The sequence below is a fragment of the Noviherbaspirillum sp. L7-7A genome, assembly GCF_019052805.1.
In the GTDB taxonomy this organism is placed as follows: domain Bacteria; phylum Pseudomonadota; class Gammaproteobacteria; order Burkholderiales; family Burkholderiaceae_D; genus Noviherbaspirillum_A.
Genome location: NZ_JAHQRJ010000001.1, coordinates 892570 through 912458 on the forward strand (window position 1 = coordinate 892570; position 19889 = coordinate 912458).

The window sequence follows — 19889 nt, forward strand, 5'->3', positions numbered from 1 at the left end:
AAAGAAGGAAGAGAATAATGCCGGTTTCTACGGACAAGGACCTCTGGGTCTCCTGGGATGAATATCACCGCGCGATCGAATCGCTGGCGCTGATGGTGCATGAGTCGGGCTGGCGCTTCGACCACGTGCTGTGCCTGGCGCGCGGCGGCATGCGTCCGGGCGATATCTTTTCGCGCATCTTCGACGTGCCGCTGGCGATCCTGTCGACCAGTTCCTATCGCGAGGAAGAGGGCACGGTGCGCGGCAACCTCGACATCGCCAAGCACATCACCATGACCCGCGGCGCGCTGTCGGGCCGGGTGCTGCTGGTGGACGATCTGGTCGATTCCGGGGTGACGCTGGAGCAGGTGCAGTCGCATCTGAAGACCAACTTCCCGGCGGTAACGGAAGTGAAGTCGGCCGTGATCTGGTGCAAGGCCTGTTCTTCGGTGCGCCCGGATTTCTACCTGCAATATCTGGACACCAATCCCTGGATCCACCAGCCGTTTGAGGAATATGATGGCCTGCGTCCGCATCAGCTTTCCGCCTGGATGAAGAAGGGCGAGAGCAAGTAAGCGCGCCGCCTGAAGTCATTGCAAACGCCGGACCTGGTCCGGCTTTTTTTATTGGCGTCCCGTGGCGCAACGGAAATTGGCCGATATGGCCTCCGGAAAAATTTATGTTGCCGAAGCATTGACCGGGTTGCGGATGTTCTATATAGTTCTGGCTCTCCGCAAGCGCTGAAGCAGAAACAGGCAGCAGCGCGAAGCGAAGCCCACGTGGCGGAATTGGTAGACGCGCATGGTTCAGGTCCATGTGCCGCGAGGTGTGGGGGTTCGAGTCCCTCCGTGGGCACCACAATTTGAAAGGCCGGTTGATTCGTCAACCGGCCTTTTTCATTTGGCGAATGCCATTGAATGGCATGCATTTGCCGCGCACCGCTAAAGCGGGAAGGCGAGGGCGCCCTGGACGCAGCTCACGGCTGCCGATGCGCTGATCACGCATGCGGATTTACATCGGGCCGGCGGGAACTTACACTCGCGCCTGAATGGCTGTCGGAAGAATGCGCACCCGATGTCATGAACACCGATGAGGAGCAGGCATGAGATACAGGATCGTTGTTGCCATTCGCCCGGAAGACGCGCCATTGATGCGCGAAGTGATGGGCGACGAATTCGATCTAATTGTGTGCACATCGCTGCCGGAGGCGCAGTCGTCGTTGACGCAGGAAGTGCATATGATCGCCTGTGGCGTGCATTTCGACGACGGCCGCATGTTCGATCTTCTCAAGTACGCCAAGGCCAATGAGGCCCTGCGCACCATACCGTTCTGGGGTGTGCTGCGCGACGAAGGAATGTTGTCGAGCGCGATTACCCGCGGCATCCGCACCGCAATGAAAACACTGGGCGCGAACGGACTGTTCAATCTGTCCCAGATGCGCACCGATGAGCAGCCTGAACTCCTTTACAAGGAATTGCGGGCGGCCCTGGCGCAGTCACTTGCCGCCAACGGCGCTTCGCAGCCCTAGCCCATTCCCATGCCCTGTTACGGAGCCAATTTGTCCTGGGTTCGCCTGAACCAGGCAAGTCAACAGCACGCTAGCTGCGACGCGGGTAGGTTACCTTGCGGCGTGAATTGGCCGCATCGAACAGGTCATAGGCTACCAGCCCCAGTGCCAGCATGCCGTAGATGGCGGTCATCGACTGGCCCGAGAGCCGTTTCTCGTAGCCCGGCGTGAAGCGCTTGGGCACCAGGTAGTAGTCGGTCAGGTAGGCGCCGGCGCTGACGGCGGCCGCGCCCAGCAGTGGCTTGACCAGGCTGTCCCTTGCGCCCAGTACGCGGCGGCGGCGGCCGAACAGCTTTTCATAGAACATCGCCCAGAACACGGCCGACGCATGATTGAGCAGAAAGCCGGTCAGCGTGTATTTCAGCGACGGCGCATCCTGCGACGCCGCCTCGTCGCCCCAGACGATGTGGCTGGTGGCATTGATCGGGGCAGCATAGGCGTTGTCCTCGCGCTTGCCGGCAACGGCGGCGGTCGCCGCGGTGGTGATGCCGGCCACGGTGCCGGAAGCCAGCGCGCGCAGCGCCACCTGGAGAATCGGATCAGCCATGTGAAATCCCCTTATGGGTGCCATACAGGTCATGGGCAGTAGTGTTGGCCGCACCCGACAATTGTGGCTGGCTGGGCGCGCGTTCCTTCAGCGCCTCGCGGATCGCCATCACGACTTCATCGGGCGCTTCATGATGCACCATGTGGCCGGCGCCCTTGATCAGATGCAGCTTGCTGGTGCGGATCGCCTTGTGCAGCCGCTGGGTCTGGGCCCTGGACGATACCAGGCGGTCGGCGCTGCCGGCTACCAGGGTCACCGGCACCTTCAGGCGCTCGAACTGCGGCGCCAGCTCGCTGGCGGCGCCCTGCATCATGGCGGTCTCGCTGGCGCTTGCGTACAGCTGTCCGGGACGCAATGCCATCCAGACCGGATATTGCGAGGCGAATGGCTCCGGCGTGGCGGGCGGGCCGAAGATGCGGCGCTTGATCAGCGGCCACATCAGGCGGCTCATCACCGGCGAGATGGAGTAGCGCAGGAAGGTGCCCAGATAAGGCACCGCCGGCAGCGACAGGATGGGCACATCCAGCCGCAGCGAGGAATAGTAGTAGCCCGAGATCAGCACCAGGCCACGTATTGCGTTCGGATGCATGATGCCCATCCATAAGGCCACCAGGCTGCCCCAGGAATGGCCCACGATCACCGGGTCTTCGACATGCAATCGCAGCAGGGCCCGGCGCAACAGCGCGGCCTGCGAGCGCGGGTCGAAGTTGCGGAAGTCCGGACGGTCGCTGTGGCCATAGCCCGGGCGGTCGAAGACGATCACCCGGTTGGTCTGGGCAAGCCGGTCGACGATGCCGCTGAGCTCGAAATCCCGGATCATGCTGCCATTGCCGTGTATCAGCACGACGGCAGGGCCGGTGCCGCGGTCGATGTAGTGCAGCCGCACCCGGTCGATATCGATGAATTCGCCCTGCGGCGGATTGTTGCGTTCGGCCTGGCGGGTGCGCCACTGGGTATAGAGGGCAGAAGCCGCCAGCACTGCGCCGGTGGCGAGGAGGGCGCCGCCAACCTGCCTGACGGTGTCTTTGTGTTTTAAGTTCGGCATCTAGCAGTCTGGTTGAAGTAAGTCCGTGATTGGCCTTGTGACCCTTGTGTCTTAGGCAAGTTCCTGTTGAAGTCAGGCTACAACGATTTACGCCGGGCCGGCTTGCGCAGACGCAGAGGGTATCAGCAGGGCAATCAGGCCATCGCCAGGGAGCACCCGATTCTGTACGCCCTGCACGGCGCCCGGGGTTTCGAACAGCAGCATGCTCTGCAGTTCTCCAGGCAGCGCATCCGTCTCATAAGGGATGGGGCTGTCGCACAAGTTCACCGCAATCTGCAGCAGCGTGCCGTCGCCCAATTTCCAGCGTGCTTCCACCGCATGGCTGCCCAGCACCCGGGCGCGGTCGGCGCTGCAGCCGGCCAGGCGCGGGATGATGTGGGCATGCCGGGCGGCCAGCAGGGAACGCGTCCATTTCAGCCAGCGGCGGCGGTTGGCGCTGAGGTCGGTGTCGGTGATGGTGGTGGGTATCGATGCTTCGAAGGTGCTGGCATCGTTGGGATCGGGAATCGCGGCCCTTGTTTCGGGATCCTCGAAAGCCTCGAATGCGGCGAACTCATTGCGCCGGCCTTCCCGCACGGCTTCGGCCAGCTGCTCGTCGCTGTAGTCGGTGAAGTAGCGGAACGGCTCGGTGGCGCCCACGGGCTCGCCCATGAACAGCAGCGGTATCTGCGGCGACAGCAGCAGCAGCGCCATCGCGGCGCGCAGCGCGGCCGGGCGGGTAAGGGTGGTCAGGCGTTCGCCGAAGGCGCGGTTGCCTATCTGGTCGTGGTTCTGCAGGAACAGCACGAAAGCCGACGGCGGCAGGTGGCCGCTGGGCCGGCCGCGCGGCACGCCCTTGCGGTGCGGCGACGGCTCGCCCTGGTAGATGAAGCCCTGTTCCAGGCAGCGGCACAGCTTGGCGGCGGACTCTTCCGCATAGTCGGCGTAATAGCCCTCGGTCTCGCCGGTCAGCAGCACATGCAGCGCATGATGGCCGTCATCATTCCATTGCGCATTGAATGCCGATGGCATCAGGTGGGCCGCATTGTCCTCATGCTCCATCACCAGGTGGACGCAGCGGTCGGAGGCAACCCGGGCGCGGATGTCGCTTGCCAGTTCGGGCAGCCAGTCCTGCTCATTGATCGCATGCAGCGCATCCATGCGCAGGCCGTCGATGTGGAATTCATTGAGCCAGTACAGCGCATTCTGGACGAAGAATTCCTTGACCTCGGCGCGCCTGAAATCGATCGCCGCGCCCCAGGGCGTATCGACGTCATGCCGGAAGAAGGTGCGGGCATAGGCGTTGAGGTAATTGCCGTCGGGCCCGAAGTGGTTGTAGACCACGTCCAGGAAGACCTGCACGCCAAGCGCATGGGCAGTGTCGACCAGGGCCTTGAGCTGGTCAGGCGTGCCATAGGTCGTTTCGGGCGCATATTGCAGCACGCCGTCGTAGCCCCAGTTGCGGCTGCCGGGAAAGGCGGCGATCGGCATCAGCTCGACAGCGGTGATGCCCAGCCGCGCCAGCGCCGGCAGCATCTCCGTCACGCCGGCAAAGCCGCCGCAGGCGCCCACATGCAGCTCGTACAGCACGGTCTGTTCCCAGCGCCGGCCGCGCCAGTCGCGGTCGCGCCACTGGTAGCTGCCCGGGTCCATCACGATGCTGGGGCCGTGCGCATCGCTTTCCTGGGCGCGCGAGGCCGGGTCCGGCACCTGCAGGTCGCCGTCCAGGCAGAACATGTAGCGGGTGCCGGCGCCGCAGTCGACGATGGCCTCGAACCAGCCGTCGGAGAGCGCCTGCATCGCCACGCTGCGCTCGCCATGGTTGAGCACGACGTCTACCCGGCCGGCATTGGGCGCCCACAGCCGGAAGCTGGTCAGGTCGGGCGCCAGCAGGGTGGCGCCATAGGTGGTGGAGGGGATGTCGGAGAGAGCCTTGTCGGGCATGTCCTGGGTAAGCATGAAAGTGACTCCGGTGCCTGTATCAATGTCAATGTCAATCGGATGCGCCGTGTCCGGCTAGTCCAGCGCGGCCGTCTTCAGCGACGCCAGTGAAATGGCGATGCAGACCACGGCCAGGAAGCCGATCGCGGCCTGCATGCCCTGGCTGTGGGCGATCATGCCGATCACGGGCGGGCCGAGCAGGCTGCCGCTGTAGCTGAGCGTGGCAACGCCGGCCAGCGCGGTCGGGCCATGGCGGCCGCCGGCGCTGAACACAAAGGGAAATACGGAGGCCAGGCCTGCGCCGGTGAGCGCAAAGCCGGCCAGCGTCAGCGGCAGGTTCGCCGCCGCCGTCGCCAGGCCCAGGCCGCCGGCCGCGCATAGCGCGCTGCACGCAACCACGCGGCGCGCGCCAAAACGATCTTTCAGCCGGTCGCAGAAGAGCCTGGCTACGAGCATCATGCCGGTGAATCCGGCAAAGGCAAGCGGCGCCACGCCGTCGGCGGCATGCAGGATGTCCTTCAGGTAGACGCCGCTCCAGTCGCCCACCGAGCCCTCGGCCATTGCGCCGAAAAAGCCGATGATGCCCAGCATCGCCAGCGGGCCATGCGGCAGCGCATAGAGCGGCGCATGCGACGACGGGCCCGGCTCGTCGCGCGGCAGCCAGCGGCTGTTGGCCAGTTGCAGTGCCGCCATGGGCAAGGCCAGCAGGATGAAATGCTGCAGCACCGGCAAGCCGGCGCTGGCCGCCGCGCTGCCCAGCAGGGCGCCCGCCAGCGCGCCGGCGCAGAACCAGGCATGCAGCATGGACATGATGGAGCGGCCGGCCGCCTTTTCGCTGACGGCGCCGAGCGCATTGATGGAGACATCGAAGCAGCTGGTCGACGCGCCGAACAGGAAGACCGAGGCGGCCAGCCAGGGCAGCGACGGCGACAGCGCAATGCACAGCAGCGACAGCATCATCGTCAGGCCGGCGGCGCAGGATGCCAGCCGCGCACCCAGCCAGCGCACCAGGCCGGCTGCCACCGGAAAGGACAGCACCGCGCCGGCGCCACCGCCGAGCAGGGCAAGGCTGAGTTCGGCGGCATCGAGCTGCAAGGCATCCCGCACCGCCGGCACGCGGGCAGCCCAGCTGGCGTACACCATGCCGAGCAGGATGAAGTTGATGGGGTTGGCAATGCGTTGGCTAACGGCTGAAACCTTGGAACGCAGCAGCAGGGGGGAAGCGATGTCGTTGGACGGCATGAAGGAAATCGTTGCAAAAAGAAAATGCCGATAGCGCAATTCTAGGGAAGCAATCCGCCAATGTCAGCGTGCAGGAGGTCAATGTTTGATCCGGTACGTACCGCATTGGCCCCGGCAGCCTGCTTCGACCGTGCCGGATGCCTTTGATGCCCAACGCCTGCGTGAAAAATTTTATTGCAATCGAACTATTTATTTCATAATCGCACCTAATTTCTCGCTATCATTCTTTCTTTGGAACAATTATGGTGCGGCGATGATCAAGACAGCATTGGTGACGGCATTACTGACCCTGACGGTATCGGCCAGCGCGGTATCGCTGGGCTCGCGGCATGCGCTACTGATCGACGAGGACAGCGGCGCTGTGCTGCTCGAAAAGAATGCCAATGACATCGTCCCGATTGCTTCCCTGACCAAGCTGATGACCGCGATGGTGGTGCTCGATGCCGGACTCGACCTGCAGGAGCCGGTCACGATCAGCGAGCAGGATGTCGACACCCTGAAGCACAGTTCGTCGCGGGTGCCCGTGGGCGCCACCTTTCCGCGGGGGACGCTGCTGGAACTGGCGCTGATGTCGTCGGATAACCGCGCCGCCTTTGCGCTTGCGCGCACCTATCCGGGCGGGCTGGACGGCTTCCGCCAGGCGGTGCGCGGCAAGTCCATGGAGCTCGGTCTGCGCCGCACCAACATCGAGGAGCCCACCGGGCTGTCGCCGCACAACACCTCCACCGCCACCGACCTGGCGAAAATGGTGATGGCGGCCGGGCGCTATCCCGAGATCGAGCGGCTCACCACCTCGTCGGCCGACCTGATCGACGTCGAGGGCGCCGCCACCCATTACCGCAATACCAACCGGCTGGTGGGCAACAGCGCCTGGGATATCCGCCTGTCCAAGACCGGCTTCACCCGCGAGGCGGGCCGCTGCCTGGTGATGCGGGTCAAGGCAGCCGGCCGTTCCACCGTGATGGTGCTGCTCAATGCCCGCGAGTCGGTGATACGCACCGCCGACGCGATGAATCTGCATCGCCTGGTGCGCGGCGAACCCCTGATGGAAGCCTCGGCAACGCCGGCGCCCAAGCGCAAGGCCGCGCGCCATGCCAAGCCGTCACGCCGTTCCAGGACGCTGGTCGCGCAGCTCTGATGGTTTTTCACGGCGGCCGCATCGACTCGCTGCTGCCGGGGTTCACGCCTTGCTACTCCTTGAAGTACACCACCTGGTGGCTGGCTGCCAGCATCACGCCGCCGGCGCTCCAGATCTCCGCGCTCTGATCGAAAAACCCCTTGCCATAGTTTTGCCCGCGGGCCACCGCCAGCAGCGGCGCGTCGCCCTGCGCGGCCAGTTGCGCCGCATCGGCGTGGAAGTAGGTGGTCAGCGCCACGGTGCTGGCCGGGGTCCAGCTTGCGCGGCGCAGGAAGATGCGCGGGAAGAACGCGTCGCAGATCGATGCAAGGGCAGGGAAGTCGAGCGGCCTGGGTGGCTGGTCGCGAATCCAGAGCCGGGTTTCGGATGGATGGCCGCTGGCGTCGCTCTGATCCGGCGCCATGCCGCCGGCGATGAAGCGCATCTCGTAACGGCCGGTCCAGGCGGCGCGCGGGTGGGCTGGCGCCTGTGCCACGCTGGACGGCGGCGGCGCCAGCGGGAAGCTGGCGTCGGTCGCGCCCCAGGTGTCGCGCCGGATCGCGGTGACCGCGGTGGCGAAGGCCGCAACCTGGTCCTGCTGGCGCAGTTCCACCATCCAGTGCTGGGTGGTGCGGTTGGTCCGCAAGGCACGCGCCTGCACCTCGAACTGGCCGTCGGCAATCGGGGCTGCGTAATGCACGGTCAGCGACAGCGGGTCGCCCAGCTTTTCCGGATGCCGCAGGATGGCATTGAGCAGTGTGGCGGCAATGGTGCCGCCAAAGGGGCCCACCATGTTGCCGTAGGCCGGGCTGGTATGGCCGAGGTAATGGCCGGGGCCGCGCTCGCTGTCCGGGGAGAGGGCGATTGCGGTGTCGAGCACATGTGCTGCTTCTGGCTGGGTGGTCTCCATGGTTCTCCTTTTTATGACGGAATGCGGGTCTGGCCGTCATTCTAAGGGCGACTGGAAAAACACGGGTAGCGGTGCCCGGCCGATCCGGCCGCGATGCGCCGCTTCAGGCCGCCCTGGGTGCAGGTGCCGACGCAGGGACTGGCGCAGGGTCCGGCGTGGCGCGCAGCATCGCTTCGAACTCGGCCGCCGGCAGCGGCTTGCTGCTCAGGTAACCCTGATACTGGTCGCAGCCCAGCTGGCGCAGGTAGGCCAGCTGCTCGTCGGTTTCCACGCCTTCGGCGATCACCCGCAGCCGCAGGCTGTGCGCCAGCGCAATGACGGAGCGCACGATGGCGGCGTCGTCGGCATCCGAGCTGATGTCGCGCACGAAGGAGCGGTCGATCTTCAGGGTGTCGAGGCGGAACTGCTTGAGATAGCTGAGGATGGAATAGCCGGTGCCGAAGTCATCCACGGAAATATGGATGCCCTGCGCATGCAGCCGCTCCAGGATCAGCGCCGCCTCGGCCGGATTGTGCATCACCACGCTTTCCGTCACCTCCAGTTCCAGGCAACTCGCGGCCATGCCGGTTTCCGCCAGCACGCCGGCGACGAAGTCGGGCAGGTTGTTCTGGGCGAACTGGTAGGCCGACAGGTTCACCGCTACCCGCAACGGCGCCAGGCCGGCAAGCTGCCATGCGCGGTTCTGGCGGCAGGCCTCGCGCAGCACCCAGGCGCCCAGCGGGATGATGAGGCCGATGTCCTCGGCCACCGGAATGAATTCATTCGGCGCCACCAGGCCGCGCTCGGGGCTGCGCCAGCGCACCAGCGCCTCCATCGCCTGCACCGCGCCGCTGGCGACATCAACCTTGGGCTGGTAATGCAGTTCGAACTCGCCCAGGTCGAGCGCGCGGCGCAGGTCTCTTTCCAGCGCCAGGCGGGCGCCGGCGGCGGCATTCATCTGCGGCGTGAAGAACTGGAAGTTGGCGCGGCCCATTTTCTTGGCGTAGTACATCGCGCTGTCGGCATTGCTCATCAGGTCGCGCAAATGGCTGCCGTCTTCCGGATAGAGGCTGATGCCGATGCTCACCGAGACATTCTGCTCCTGGCCTTCCACCTCGATCGGCAGCGCCAGCCGGTCGAGCAGCTTCTGGGCGACGTTGGCGGCTGCGCGGGGCGAGGCCACGTCGGCCAGCAGCACCACGAATTCATCGCCGCCGAGGCGCGCCACGGTGTCCTCGCCCCGCAGCGCCTGGCCCAGGCGCTCGGCCACGCCCTGGAGCAGCTTGTCGCCGTAGTGATGGCCCAGCGAGTCGTTGATGGTCTTGAAGCGGTCGAGATCGAGGAACATCAGCGCAAAGCCCTTGCCCGAACGTTCGCCGGAGGCAATGGCCTGGCAGATCCGGTCTTCCAGCAGGCTGCGGTTGGGCAGCCGGGTCAGGCTGTCATGCAGCGCCATGTGATGCAGCTGCCGGTTGGCATGGCTGAGCGAACTGACCAGGCCGGCGGTGCGCGAGGCCAGCCGCGAATCCACCACCGACAGCAGCAGCGTAATGCTCAGCAGCGACAGCGAGGCCAGGCCGACCAGCGCGGCCAGCCAGTTGCCGTCGACGCCGCCCTCGACCATGCAGATGCTGGCCACATCGAAACGCGCCGCTTCCATGCCGGTGTAATGCATCGCAATCACGGCCAGGCCCATGATCGCCGCGGCGCCGGCCTTCTTCGCATGCGCCGCCAGGTTCTGGCCGCTGCGCAGCGTGAAGGCCAGCCACAGCGCGGCGACCGAGGCAACCACGGCAATCGCAATCGATGCCAGCAGGCCGGCCGTGTCGTAATGGATCGCCGGGTCCATCCGCATGGCATGCATGCCCATGTAATGCATGCCGCAAATGCCCAGCCCCATCAGCAGACCGCCGACCAGGAAATGCAGCATGCGCACGGTGGGCCGGGTGACGATGCGCAGCGCAAAGGCGGACACGCCGATCGCCACCAGCAGCGACAGCAGGGTGGTGTTGATTTCGTAGCTCAGGCGGATCGGCAGGCTGAAGGCCAGCATGCCGATGAAGTGCATGGCCCAGATGCCGCTGCCCATCGCCACCGCCCCTCCGGCCAGCCACAGCAGGCTGGTGCGGCCCTCCGTTTCGGTCACCCGGCCGGCGAGATTGAGCGCGGTATAGGAAGCCATCATGGCTACCGCAACCGAAAGAAGCACGAGGCCCGGATGATAGCTGCCGGTCAGATAAGTCAAGGGGTAATCCATTCGCAATCGGTGATGCAGATAGTGATTTAAGGCAACATTTTAACAGTGTTCACAAAATGGTGATGACCCTTCGCTTTAGTGTGTTTAGGGCGAATGCCGCTCGCTTGTGTTATAGAATCGGCCGCACTGCCGTCAGAGCGGCGACGCGACCAGGTCAGCTGGCGCGCCATATCAGGGGATGACTATGAAGATTGCAATCGCCGGCGCCGGCATTGGCGGCCTGGCCTTGGCGCTCATGCTGCACAAGCGCGGCATCGAGGCTGAAGTATGGGAAGCCGTTGAGGAGTTGAAACCGCTGGGCGTGGGCATCAATCTGCTGCCCCATGCGGTCAAGGAATTGTCCGAGCTGGGGCTGGAAGACACGCTGGCCGAGATCGGCGTCAAGACATCCCAGCTGGCGTACTACAACCGGCATGGGCAGCAGATCTGGGTCGAGCCGCGCGGCCGCGCCGCCGGCTACGACTGGCCGCAGTTTTCCATCCATCGCGGCGCGCTGCAGATGGCGTTGCTGCGGGCCGCCACGCAGCGCATCGGCGCCGGCCAGGTCCATCAGGGCCATACGCTGGAATCCTTCGAGCAGGATGAGGCGGGCGTGGTGGCCCGCTTCCGGCGCCGCACCGACAACGCGCTGGTGGAAACCCGGGCCGACGTGCTGGTCGGCGCCGACGGCATCCATTCGGCGCTGCGGCGCCTGCTGCATCCGGTCGGGGACGAGCCGCGCTTTTCCGGGCGCATGTTGTGGCGCGCCATCACCGAGACCCAGCCCTTCATGGATGGCCGCTCGATGTTCATGGCGGGACACCAGGACCAGAAATTCGTCGCCTATCCGATTTCCGAGCCGCTGCGGCAGCAGGGCCGCTCGCTGATCAACTGGATCGCCGAACTGCGGGTGCCGGATGGCGCGCCGCCGCCGACCGACTGGAACAAGCGGGTCGACCGCTCGGTGTTCGCGCCTGCCTTCGCCGACTGGAAGTGGGACTGGATCGATATCCCGGCCATCATCGAGGGCGCCGCCACTATCTACGAATTCCCGCTGGTGGACCGCGACCCGCTGCCGCGCTGGACCGTGGGCCGGGTCACGCTGATGGGCGACGCCGCCCATCCGATGTACCCGATCGGCTCCAACGGCAGCGCGCAGGCGATACTCGATGCCCGCTACCTGGCCGACTGCCTGGCCGATTGCGGCGATGGCCGCAGCAGCCTGCTGTATGCGTTGAAGGAGTACGAGGCCGAGCGGCTGCCGCGCACCGCCGGCATCGTGCTGCGCAACCGCATGAACGGACCGGAGCAGGTGATGCAGATGGCCGAGGAAAGGGCGCCCAATGGCTTTGCCAATATTGACGACGTGATTTCCCATGCCGAGCGGGAAGCCATCTCGCAGCGCTACAAGCGCCTGGCCGGCTTCGACAAGCAGTCGCTGGCCGCCACGCCGAACCGCTGAACCGCTCAATACCAACAAGGGAGCCACATGGCGATCTGGAAGAAATCATTCACGCTGGAAGACCTGAAAGAGCGGCATGTCGATACCGCCGAAGGCCATATGGGCATCGAGTTCTGCGGCATCGGCGAAGACTGGCTGGCCGCGCGCATGCCGGTCGACGCCCGCACCGTGCAGCCGTTCCGCATCCTGCACGGCGGCGCTTCGGTGCTGCTGGCCGAATCGGTCGGCAGCTGCGCGGCCAACCTGTGCGTGGACCAGGAAAAATTCTATTGCGTCGGCCTGGACATCAATGCCAACCATGTGCGCGGCGCCAGCAGCGGCTGGGTCACCGGCACCGCGCGAGCGCTGCACATCGGCAAATCCACCCATGTGTGGCAGATCCATATCACCAACGAAGCCGACGCGCTGGTATGCGTGTCGCGCCTGACCATGTCGGTGCTGCGCCGGCCGTCAGCCCAATCGCCAGGCTAGCTTCATACTCACCACAATCTGAACAGTCATCACCCGATAAAACAACGACAGAGGAGACCAGCATGACATCAGCAAACCGCATCGCCGCCGCCATCACCCTTGCCTTCGCCGCGCTGCCGGCCTGGGCCGACATCACGGTGGGCATTTCCGTATCCGCCACCGGCCCGGCGGCATCCCTGGGCATTCCCGAGAAAAACACGGCCGCACTGCTGCCCACCAGCGTGGCCGGGCAGAAGATCAACTACGTGATTCTCGACGACGCCACCAATCCGACCGAAGCCAACAAGAACGCCCGCAAGTTCGTCACCGAGAACAATGCCGACATCATCTTCGGCTCGTCGGCGGTGCCCACTGCGCTGGCCATTGCCGAGGTCGCCAGCGAGACCAGGACGCCGCAGATCGCGCTGGCGCCGGTGGAGCTGGCCGATGCCAAGAAGAACTGGGTCTTTGTGGTACCGCAGCACAATGCGCTGATGGCGCAGGCGCTGGCCAGCCACATGAAGGCGGCCGGCGTCAAGACGCTTGGCTTCATCGGCTTTGCCGACGGCTATGGCGAAGGCTGGGCGCGCGAGATGACCAAGGCGGCGGAAGCGGCCGGCATCAAGGTGGTGGCCAGCGAGCGCTACAACCGCACCGACACCAGCGTCACCGGCCAGGTGGTCAAGCTGGTCGCGGCCAATCCGGACGCCATCATGATCGCCGGCTCCGGCACGCCGGCGGCGCTGCCGCAAACGGCGCTGGCCGAGCGCAACTACAAGGGCAAGATCTACCAGAGCCATGGCGCGGCCAACAAGGAGTTCATGCGGGTGGGCGGCAAGGCGGTGGAAGGCGCGGTGCTGCCGGTGGGGCCGGTGGTGGTGGCGGCCCAATTGCCCGAGACCCATCCGTCGAAGAAGGTCGGCGTCGACTACACCCGCCAGTACGAGGAGAAATACGGCGCCGGCACGGTGTCTTCCTTCGGCGCCCACATGCTCGATGCCTACAAGCTGTTCGAGGCGGCGGTGCCGACCGCGCTCAAGAGCGGCCAGCCGGGCACGCCGGCCTTCCGCCAGGCGCTGCGCGACGCCATCGAGTCGGGACGGGAAGTGGTGGGCGCGCATGGCGTATTCAACATGAGCCCGACCAATCATTACGGCCACGACGACCGGGCGCGGGTGCTGGTGCGTATCGACAAGGGCGAATGGAAGCTGCTGGGCGACGCCAAATAGGAGGCTGACATGGCATCCGTGATCACATCACGCGACCCGGCGCGGCTGTTCGCCGCGCCGCAGGTGCGGCTGTCACGGCGCGAGGACGGCGCCATCCTGCTGTCTTCGCCGCAGCCGCTGCAGGCCTATCCGCGCTGCGTGGGCGTCGACCTCGAATACTGGGCGGACCATGCGCCGCAGCGGCTGTTCCTGGCCGAGCGCGATGGCGACGGCGCATGGCGGGAGCTGCGCTACGGCCAGGCGCGGCAACAGGTCAGGCGCATTGCCGCCAGCCTGCTGGGCATGGGCCTGCCGGAAGGGCGGCCGGTAGCGGTCCTGTCGGACAACGGCATCGAACATGCGCTGCTGATGCTGGCCTGCCTGCATGTGGGCATACCGTATGCCGCGCTGTCGCCGGCGTATTCGCTGATGTCACGCGACCATGCCAAGCTGCGCGCGCTGGTGTCGCGCCTGCAGCCCGGCCTGCTGTATGCGGCGTCGGCTCAGCGCTACGGCGCCGCGCTGGCCGCCATCGAAGGCCTGCACCAGGCGCGGCTGGTGGTGTCGGACGATGGCGATGTACCCGCCGGCGCGCAGCCGTTTTCCAGTTTGCTGGCGCATGGGGACGAGGCCGCGGTCGATGCGCGGCATGCGCTGGTCGGCCCCGATACCGTGGCCAAGATCCTGTTTACCTCCGGCTCCATCGCCGAGCCCAAGGGCGTGATCAACACCCAGCGCATGCTGTGCGCCTCGCAGCAGGCCAAGGCCCAGCTCTGGCCCTTCCTGGCCGAGACGCCGCCGGTGATCGTCGACTGGCTGCCCTGGAATCACACCTTCGGCGGCAACCACAATTTCAACCTCGTGCTGCGCCATGGCGGCACGCTGTATATCGATGGCGGCAAGCCCGCGCCGGGCCTGTTCGACGCCAGCATCGCCAATCTGCGCGAGATCGCGCCGACCCTGTACTTCAATGTGCCGCGCGGCTTCGACATGCTGGTGTCGGCCCTGCGCGCCGATGCCCCGCTGCGCCGCAATTTCTTTTCACGGCTGCAGCTGATGTTCTATGCCGGCTCGGCCCTGCCGCAGAACCTGTGGGAAGACCTGATCGCGCTGTCGGTCCAGGAAACCGGCCAGCCGGTGCCCATGGTGACCGCATGGGGCTCGACCGAGACCGCGCCGCTGGCCACCGACTGCCATTTCCAGGCGCCGCGCTCCGGCGTGATCGGGCTGCCGGCGCCAGGGGTGGAGCTGAAGCTGCTGCCGGCCGCCGGCAAGCTGGAAATCCGGGTGCGCGGCCCGAATGTGACGCCCGGCTACCTCGGCCAGCCGGAGCTGACCGCCAGGGCTTTCGATGAGGAAGGCTATTACCGCATCGGCGACGCAGTGCGCTTTGCCGACGAAAGCAAGCCGGAAGCCGGGCTGGTGTTCGACGGCCGCGTGGCCGAGGACTTCAAGCTCTCCAGCGGCACCTGGGTCAATGTCGGCGCGGTGCGCATCAAGGGCATCGAACTGCTGGCGCCGGTGGCGCAGGACATCGTGGTGACCGGCCATGATGGCGAGCAGATCGGCTTCCTGGTATTCGCCAACCTGCCCGCCTGCCGCGCGCTGGCCGGCCTGCCGGCCGACGCGCCGGCGGCCGACGCGCTGGCCCATCCGGCCGTGCGCGGCAAGGTGCGGCAGGGGCTGCAGGCGATGCGCCAGCTCGGCGGCGGCAGTTCGACTTACGCCAGCCGCGCGCTGCTGATGGGCGAGCCGGCATCGGTGGACGCCGGCGAGATCACCGACAAGGGTTATATCAACCAGTCCGCCGTGCTGGCGCGGCGGGCGCAGATGGTCAGCGCGCTGGAGCAGGGTGGGGGCGGGGTAATTGCCATAGATGGCTGAGCCCTCGGTGATGGCGTAGCCTGCCGGGTGGACGGGCATCGCCACCCGGCGTTAACCATGGTGTCATGCTTGCCCGGCATGCCGGATAAAGAGCATGCATCTGCTTACCCTAAGCTGCCTGCCGGGCTCCGTCCTGCAACAACGCTGACTGAAAAGGCTTACAAGCGTTCGACCTGTCTTCCGTGAAAATGCCCGTTCGATGCTGGCTACCCTTTCACATTGTCCTGTTGAATTGGATTCGGTTCTTGCTGATTTGGTCAATCCGGATTTGTGTTAACGACAGGCTGGCCCGGGTTTCGCTTTCGCTTAACCCAGGCTATGCATGCTGGACGAAGAAATTTAAGGGGGAATTCACCCCTTTGCAAAGATTTGCATGCGTTTAATGAGGGGCGACGCAGCAGAGGTTTGCAGTAAGCGTCGCGTATGCCCTTGGCTTGGAGCGGCCTGTCCCCTTGAACACATATTCCTGCATGCCGCTCGCGTCTTCTTTGTTTCGCGTTACCGCTGTCTCCGGCTTGCTTAAACAATGAGCAACGTTTCAGGACAGTGGCGGTGGACGGCCCTTGGCCGTCCACCGCAGACCCGCTTATGGTGCGGGCAGAATCACCTTGTCCAACGCGTGAATGACGCCATTCGAGGCAAGCACGTCCGTGGCGACAATGTTCGACTGCCGTCCACGCTGATCCAGGATAGCCAACGCCGGGCTAACCGTGAACGTCTCACCCTCGACGGTCTTGATCGGCGAATTGATTGGCACGCCGCCCTTGAGCACCAGGCCCGGAACCACATGGTACGTCAGCACTTTTGTTAGCAGCGGCTTGTTCGCCAGCAGTTGTTCCTTGGTGAGGCCCAACTCGGTTAACAGTGATGCAAATGCGGCGTTGGTTGGCGCAAAAACTGTATAAGGCCCAGGACCGCTGAGGGTTTCACCCAGACCTGCGGCTGTAACCGCTTCAACCAGGATGCTGAAGTCAGGGGTGGCGACTGCCGTTTGCACGACGTTCTTGTTTGCAGGCAGGAGCACTTTGTCGATGGCGTGAATGACACCGTTGGAGGCGGCGATATCAGCCTGGACAATCTTGCTCGTTCGGTTGCGCCCATCCGTAATCACCAGGCCGGAACCGACTTTGTCGACCTTGAAAAATCCGCCACCGACGGAATTAACGGCCTTACTCAGAGGAACCCCGCTGCTCGAGATTTGCCCGGCCACGACATGGTATTGAAGCACCGCGGTCAGCAACGGCTTGTTGGCCAGCAATTGTTCCCTGGTTACCCCCAGCTCACCGAGCAACGCTGCAAATGCATCGTTGGTGGGCGCAAATACGGTGGCTGGGCCGGGTGCGGCCAAAGTATTGGTCAGTCCGGCGGCCTGAACGGCTTCGACCAGGATGCTGAAACGACTGTCGCTTTGGGCTACTTGCACGACATTTTTAGGGTCATCATCACTGCCTCCGCAGCCGGCCGTGACGGCAAACAGCAAAACACTTATAAGTCCTGTGATCCAGCGCAGCATGATCGTCCTCCAGAGAACTGAAATCAGTTAATGAGTTGTGGGTGGATGTCAAAGTCTTACGATGTCGATTGCCGCCTCACCTCCCTTATCCAAGATTGATAAAAGTTGCGCGATTTCGATGTCAGAGTTCAAACCGTGCTGCAGTGCTGATAGCGCAGTTAGTGGCTATGCCGCACGTTACGATGGCAGTCTTCATAAATGACGCAAGGCAATTGCGGATAACGGCGTTGCAGGGACCTCGGCATTAATTGTCCTGGACAAATGAGAACGTTTAACAGTTCTGTACTAATCCAGTCAGGCTTGAAACGAGGAGTGCTCACGGCAACCTCCATGCCGCGACGCGTGCCGGAATCGAGTAGGACGCTGATCGCCTCAAGCCGCTGGCCCTGCGTCACTTCACAGGGCTCGTTACCTATTGAGCCGCTGAAAGGAGGACGCATTCCGTAACGCTTCTGCACTGAAGGTGCATTGTTCTTGTTCACGCCGGCGTCAGGCCTCACAACTGCAATCGATAGGCCGGCATTACTGAAGGTGGTCGGTTTCGAAGTCATCGGGGGGCCGGAGAATTTATGGTCAACAAACTCTGCTCGACAGATTGTCTAGGTCAAATTGGGATTTGTCTAGGATTGAATTGGTAATTTTATGGTTTAAGTTCAAGAAATACTTGATGGTGCATTACGCAAGATTAGTCGCAATGGGTTTCTTTAAAGAAATAAAATTCTGATTAAGCGAAGCGAAGCCGGGCGTGCCTGTTTGCATGTCACGTAATCAATGCACTGTGCATGGTCCTAATTTGATCAGTCTTTAATGATTTGGCCTGGTTCAGCAAAGCAGCTGTGAGGAAGCGGTGTACAGCTGGACGGCGACGTTGGCCATGGCCGCCCCGGTCTAGCCAGCAAAATTCCTGATTTCTGTTTTGGTTGACCCGGTTTCGTTGCGCTCGATCCAGGCTGCGCTTGCTGCACTGAATCCTTGTCAGCGCCAATCTCATGGCAATGGCCTCAGCAATATTCGATGGATTGCCGGACCCTATCCCGTGCCCGGGTTTGGTTGCTCGCCTGTCGCCGGCCTTTAAGCTCGCCTTAGGTAGCGTGTCAACATCCACATAGCCATTTACTGATGGCCTTTTACAACTCGCCTGTTACCTAACAGGCTGGCGCACGCTTAGGCGTTCTTTTCAAATGACTTCCCAATATGGAACTTCGTTTTTGAAAAAGAGTGAGTCGCTCGATTGATACCGCCGAGTGCGGCTGCTCATCTCAACATCAACGATAACGAGTCTTGAAGGCGACCCAAAAATGCATCTCAAACAGTCAAAAACGCTCTATGTCCAGGCACTGTTGGCGATCACATTCGGCATCATGCTAGGCCATTTTGCGCCTGACCTGTCTGTCAAATTCAAGCCACTTGGCGACCTGTTCATACGGCTGGTCAAGATGATGGTGGCCCCGGTGATCTTTGTGACCGTTACGGTGGGCATCGCCAAAGCGCAAAGCGGCACTGCAATCAAGCTAGGCCGCCTGGGACTTAAAGCAATCATCTATTTTGAAATCGTCACGATTCCCGCGATGGTGACGGGAATGGCGGTCGGGTTGATCTTCAAACCAGGGAGTGGAATGAATGTGGACCCGGCGTTGATCGATACCAGCGCCGTTGCCTTCTACAAAGCCGCCGGGAAGCCATTTTCCATCATTGAATTTCTCATCAACATCGTCCCGACGTCACTGATCGAGCCGTTCTACAAGGGCGAATGCTGCAGGTCCTATTCCTGGCGATCATTGTGGGGTTCGCGTTGGCCTTGAGCGGGGAAGCTGGCAGGAAACTCGTTGAGGTTCTTGAATGGATCACAGTTCCTCTTTTCAGGATCATTGGCATCGTCATGCAATTTGCGCCGGTAGGGGCATTCGGTGCGATGGCGTTCACTATTGGCAAATTCGGTATTGGCTCACTGACGAGCCTTGGGTTGCTAGTGGCATGCTTCTATCTGACCTGCGGCATTTTTATTGTGGTGATTCTGGGGGGTATCACTCATCTGTCTGGCTTCTCGTTGTGGGCGATCCTGAAATACTTCAAGGACGAAGCGCTGATCGTATTCGGCTGCGCATCAAATGAAGCAGTATTGCCAGCCCTGGTTCACAAACTGCAGCAGCTCGGATGCAGAAAAGCCGTTGTAGCTCTGGTTCTTCCGATGAGCTATGCGATGAATTTGGACGGCGCCTGCATCTACTACACGATGGCAATTGCCTTCATGTCCCAGGCACTTGCTATCCATCTCACCTGGCTTGATCAGCTGACGATTTTCGGTGTCCTGCTGCTGACGTCAAAGGGATCGACAACGGTGACTGGAGGTGGCTTTATCACCCTTGCGGCTACGTTGGCTACCGTCGCAGGCAAAGTGCCTGTTGAAGCGGTGATCTTGTTGCTGGGTGTAGACCGGTTCATTTCCGAGGCGCGCGCGTTCACAAACTTCTGCGGCAACGTTGTCGCGACGATTGCCTTATCGCGGATGGAGGATGCGATTGACCTGAACCGCGCTGAATATGTTCTTGCCAACCCGGACGTGATATTGGCTATTGAAGAAGCGGGCGATGCAGCTGGCTACCAGACAAAGCGTTAGCAAGCGAAACCGGGACATGTCTGTTTCCATGTCATGCACGCAAGGCAATGTACAGAAGACTGATCTGATCAGGCAGTCAGGTTGCGGCCCGGTTCAGCACAGCGACGATGAAGAAGTTTTTTGCGGCGGGAAGACGATATCAGGCATGGCCTTTCCGGTTTTGCCGGATGCATTCCTGATGGTTCGCTTGAATTGCCCGGGTTTCGCTGCGCT

Annotated in this window: 14 protein-coding genes, 1 tRNA gene and 1 pseudogene; 9 read left to right on the forward strand and 7 right to left on the reverse strand. The window is 63.2% G+C overall.

Features of this window, described 5'->3' with window-relative positions; translation table 11 throughout:
• Positions 1-17 precede the first annotated feature (17 nt).
• The 3 genes from KTQ42_RS04120 (at position 18) to KTQ42_RS04130 (ending at position 1507) form a co-directional block, all read left to right on the forward strand.
• Positions 18-554: a phosphoribosyltransferase gene (locus tag KTQ42_RS04120; protein WP_217344343.1), complete on the forward strand. Its 537-nt coding sequence runs from the start codon at positions 18-20 to the stop codon at positions 552-554.
• Positions 555-752: 198 nt separating this feature from the next.
• Positions 753-837, forward strand: a tRNA-Leu gene (locus KTQ42_RS04125).
• A 244-nt stretch (positions 838-1081) separates the two neighbouring features.
• On the forward strand, positions 1082-1507 hold the full coding sequence (locus KTQ42_RS04130; RefSeq protein WP_217344344.1) for a hypothetical protein: 426 nt from the start codon (positions 1082-1084) through the stop codon (positions 1505-1507).
• Between the two features lie 70 nt (positions 1508-1577).
• On the opposite strand, the gene KTQ42_RS04135 is transcribed toward KTQ42_RS04130, so the two are convergent.
• The 4 genes from KTQ42_RS04135 to KTQ42_RS04150 form a co-directional block, all read right to left on the reverse strand.
• The gene (locus KTQ42_RS04135; RefSeq protein WP_217344345.1) at positions 1578-2093 is read right to left on the reverse strand and encodes a hypothetical protein; all 516 of its coding nucleotides are present in this window, start codon (positions 2091-2093) and stop codon (positions 1578-1580) included.
• Complete coding sequence (locus tag KTQ42_RS04140; protein WP_217344346.1) at positions 2086-3138, reverse strand: alpha/beta hydrolase; 1053 nt, start codon at positions 3136-3138, stop codon at positions 2086-2088. The genes KTQ42_RS04135 and KTQ42_RS04140 overlap by 8 nt, the downstream gene beginning before the upstream one ends.
• 87 nt (positions 3139-3225) lie before the next feature.
• Positions 3226-5076: a malto-oligosyltrehalose trehalohydrolase gene (gene treZ / locus KTQ42_RS04145; protein ID WP_217344347.1), complete on the reverse strand. Its 1851-nt coding sequence runs from the start codon at positions 5074-5076 to the stop codon at positions 3226-3228.
• Positions 5077-5133: 57 nt separating this feature from the next.
• Positions 5134-6300 carry an MFS transporter gene (locus KTQ42_RS04150; protein ID WP_217344348.1) on the reverse strand — a complete coding sequence of 389 codons (1167 nt, stop codon included), beginning with the start codon at positions 6298-6300 and terminating at the stop codon, positions 5134-5136.
• A 253-nt stretch (positions 6301-6553) separates the two neighbouring features.
• On the opposite strand from KTQ42_RS04150, the gene KTQ42_RS04155 reads away from it, so the two are divergent.
• Positions 6554-7438, forward strand: coding sequence for a serine hydrolase (locus KTQ42_RS04155; protein WP_217344349.1), 885 nt, complete (start codon positions 6554-6556; stop codon positions 7436-7438).
• Between the two features lie 52 nt (positions 7439-7490).
• On the opposite strand, the gene KTQ42_RS04160 is transcribed toward KTQ42_RS04155, so the two are convergent.
• Positions 7491-8327, reverse strand: a complete 837-nt coding sequence (locus tag KTQ42_RS04160) for a thioesterase family protein (RefSeq protein WP_217344350.1) — start codon at positions 8325-8327, stop codon at positions 7491-7493.
• 103 nt (positions 8328-8430) lie between these two features.
• A complete protein-coding gene (locus KTQ42_RS04165; protein ID WP_349292119.1) occupies positions 8431-10551 on the reverse strand; it encodes an EAL domain-containing protein in 2121 nt (706 codons plus the stop codon).
• A gap of 196 nt (positions 10552-10747) precedes the next feature.
• Here KTQ42_RS04165 and KTQ42_RS04170 point away from each other — a divergent pair, with 196 nt between their 5' ends.
• The 4 genes from KTQ42_RS04170 to KTQ42_RS04185 all read left to right on the forward strand — a co-directional run bounded on the left by KTQ42_RS04170 (position 10748) and on the right by KTQ42_RS04185 (position 15546).
• On the forward strand, positions 10748-12004 hold the full coding sequence (locus KTQ42_RS04170) for a flavin-dependent oxidoreductase (protein WP_217344352.1): 1257 nt from the start codon (positions 10748-10750) through the stop codon (positions 12002-12004).
• Positions 12005-12031: 27 nt separating this feature from the next.
• On the forward strand, positions 12032-12475 hold the full coding sequence (locus KTQ42_RS04175; protein WP_217344353.1) for a hotdog fold thioesterase: 444 nt from the start codon (positions 12032-12034) through the stop codon (positions 12473-12475).
• Between the two features lie 62 nt (positions 12476-12537).
• On the forward strand, positions 12538-13683 hold the full coding sequence (locus tag KTQ42_RS04180) for an ABC transporter substrate-binding protein (RefSeq protein ID WP_217344354.1): 1146 nt from the start codon (positions 12538-12540) through the stop codon (positions 13681-13683).
• Between the two features lie 9 nt (positions 13684-13692).
• Positions 13693-15546 carry a feruloyl-CoA synthase gene (locus KTQ42_RS04185; RefSeq protein ID WP_217344355.1) on the forward strand — a complete coding sequence of 618 codons (1854 nt, stop codon included), beginning with the start codon at positions 13693-13695 and terminating at the stop codon, positions 15544-15546.
• 586 nt (positions 15547-16132) lie between these two features.
• Here KTQ42_RS04185 and KTQ42_RS04190 read toward each other — a convergent pair.
• Positions 16133-17059, reverse strand: coding sequence for a fasciclin domain-containing protein (locus KTQ42_RS04190; RefSeq protein WP_217344356.1), 927 nt, complete (start codon positions 17057-17059; stop codon positions 16133-16135).
• A 1361-nt stretch (positions 17060-18420) separates the two neighbouring features.
• Between KTQ42_RS04190 and KTQ42_RS04200 the strand changes: the two are divergent.
• Positions 18421-19676: pseudogene (locus KTQ42_RS04200) on the forward strand (cation:dicarboxylase symporter family transporter).
• The last annotated feature ends 213 nt before the right edge of the window (positions 19677-19889 follow it).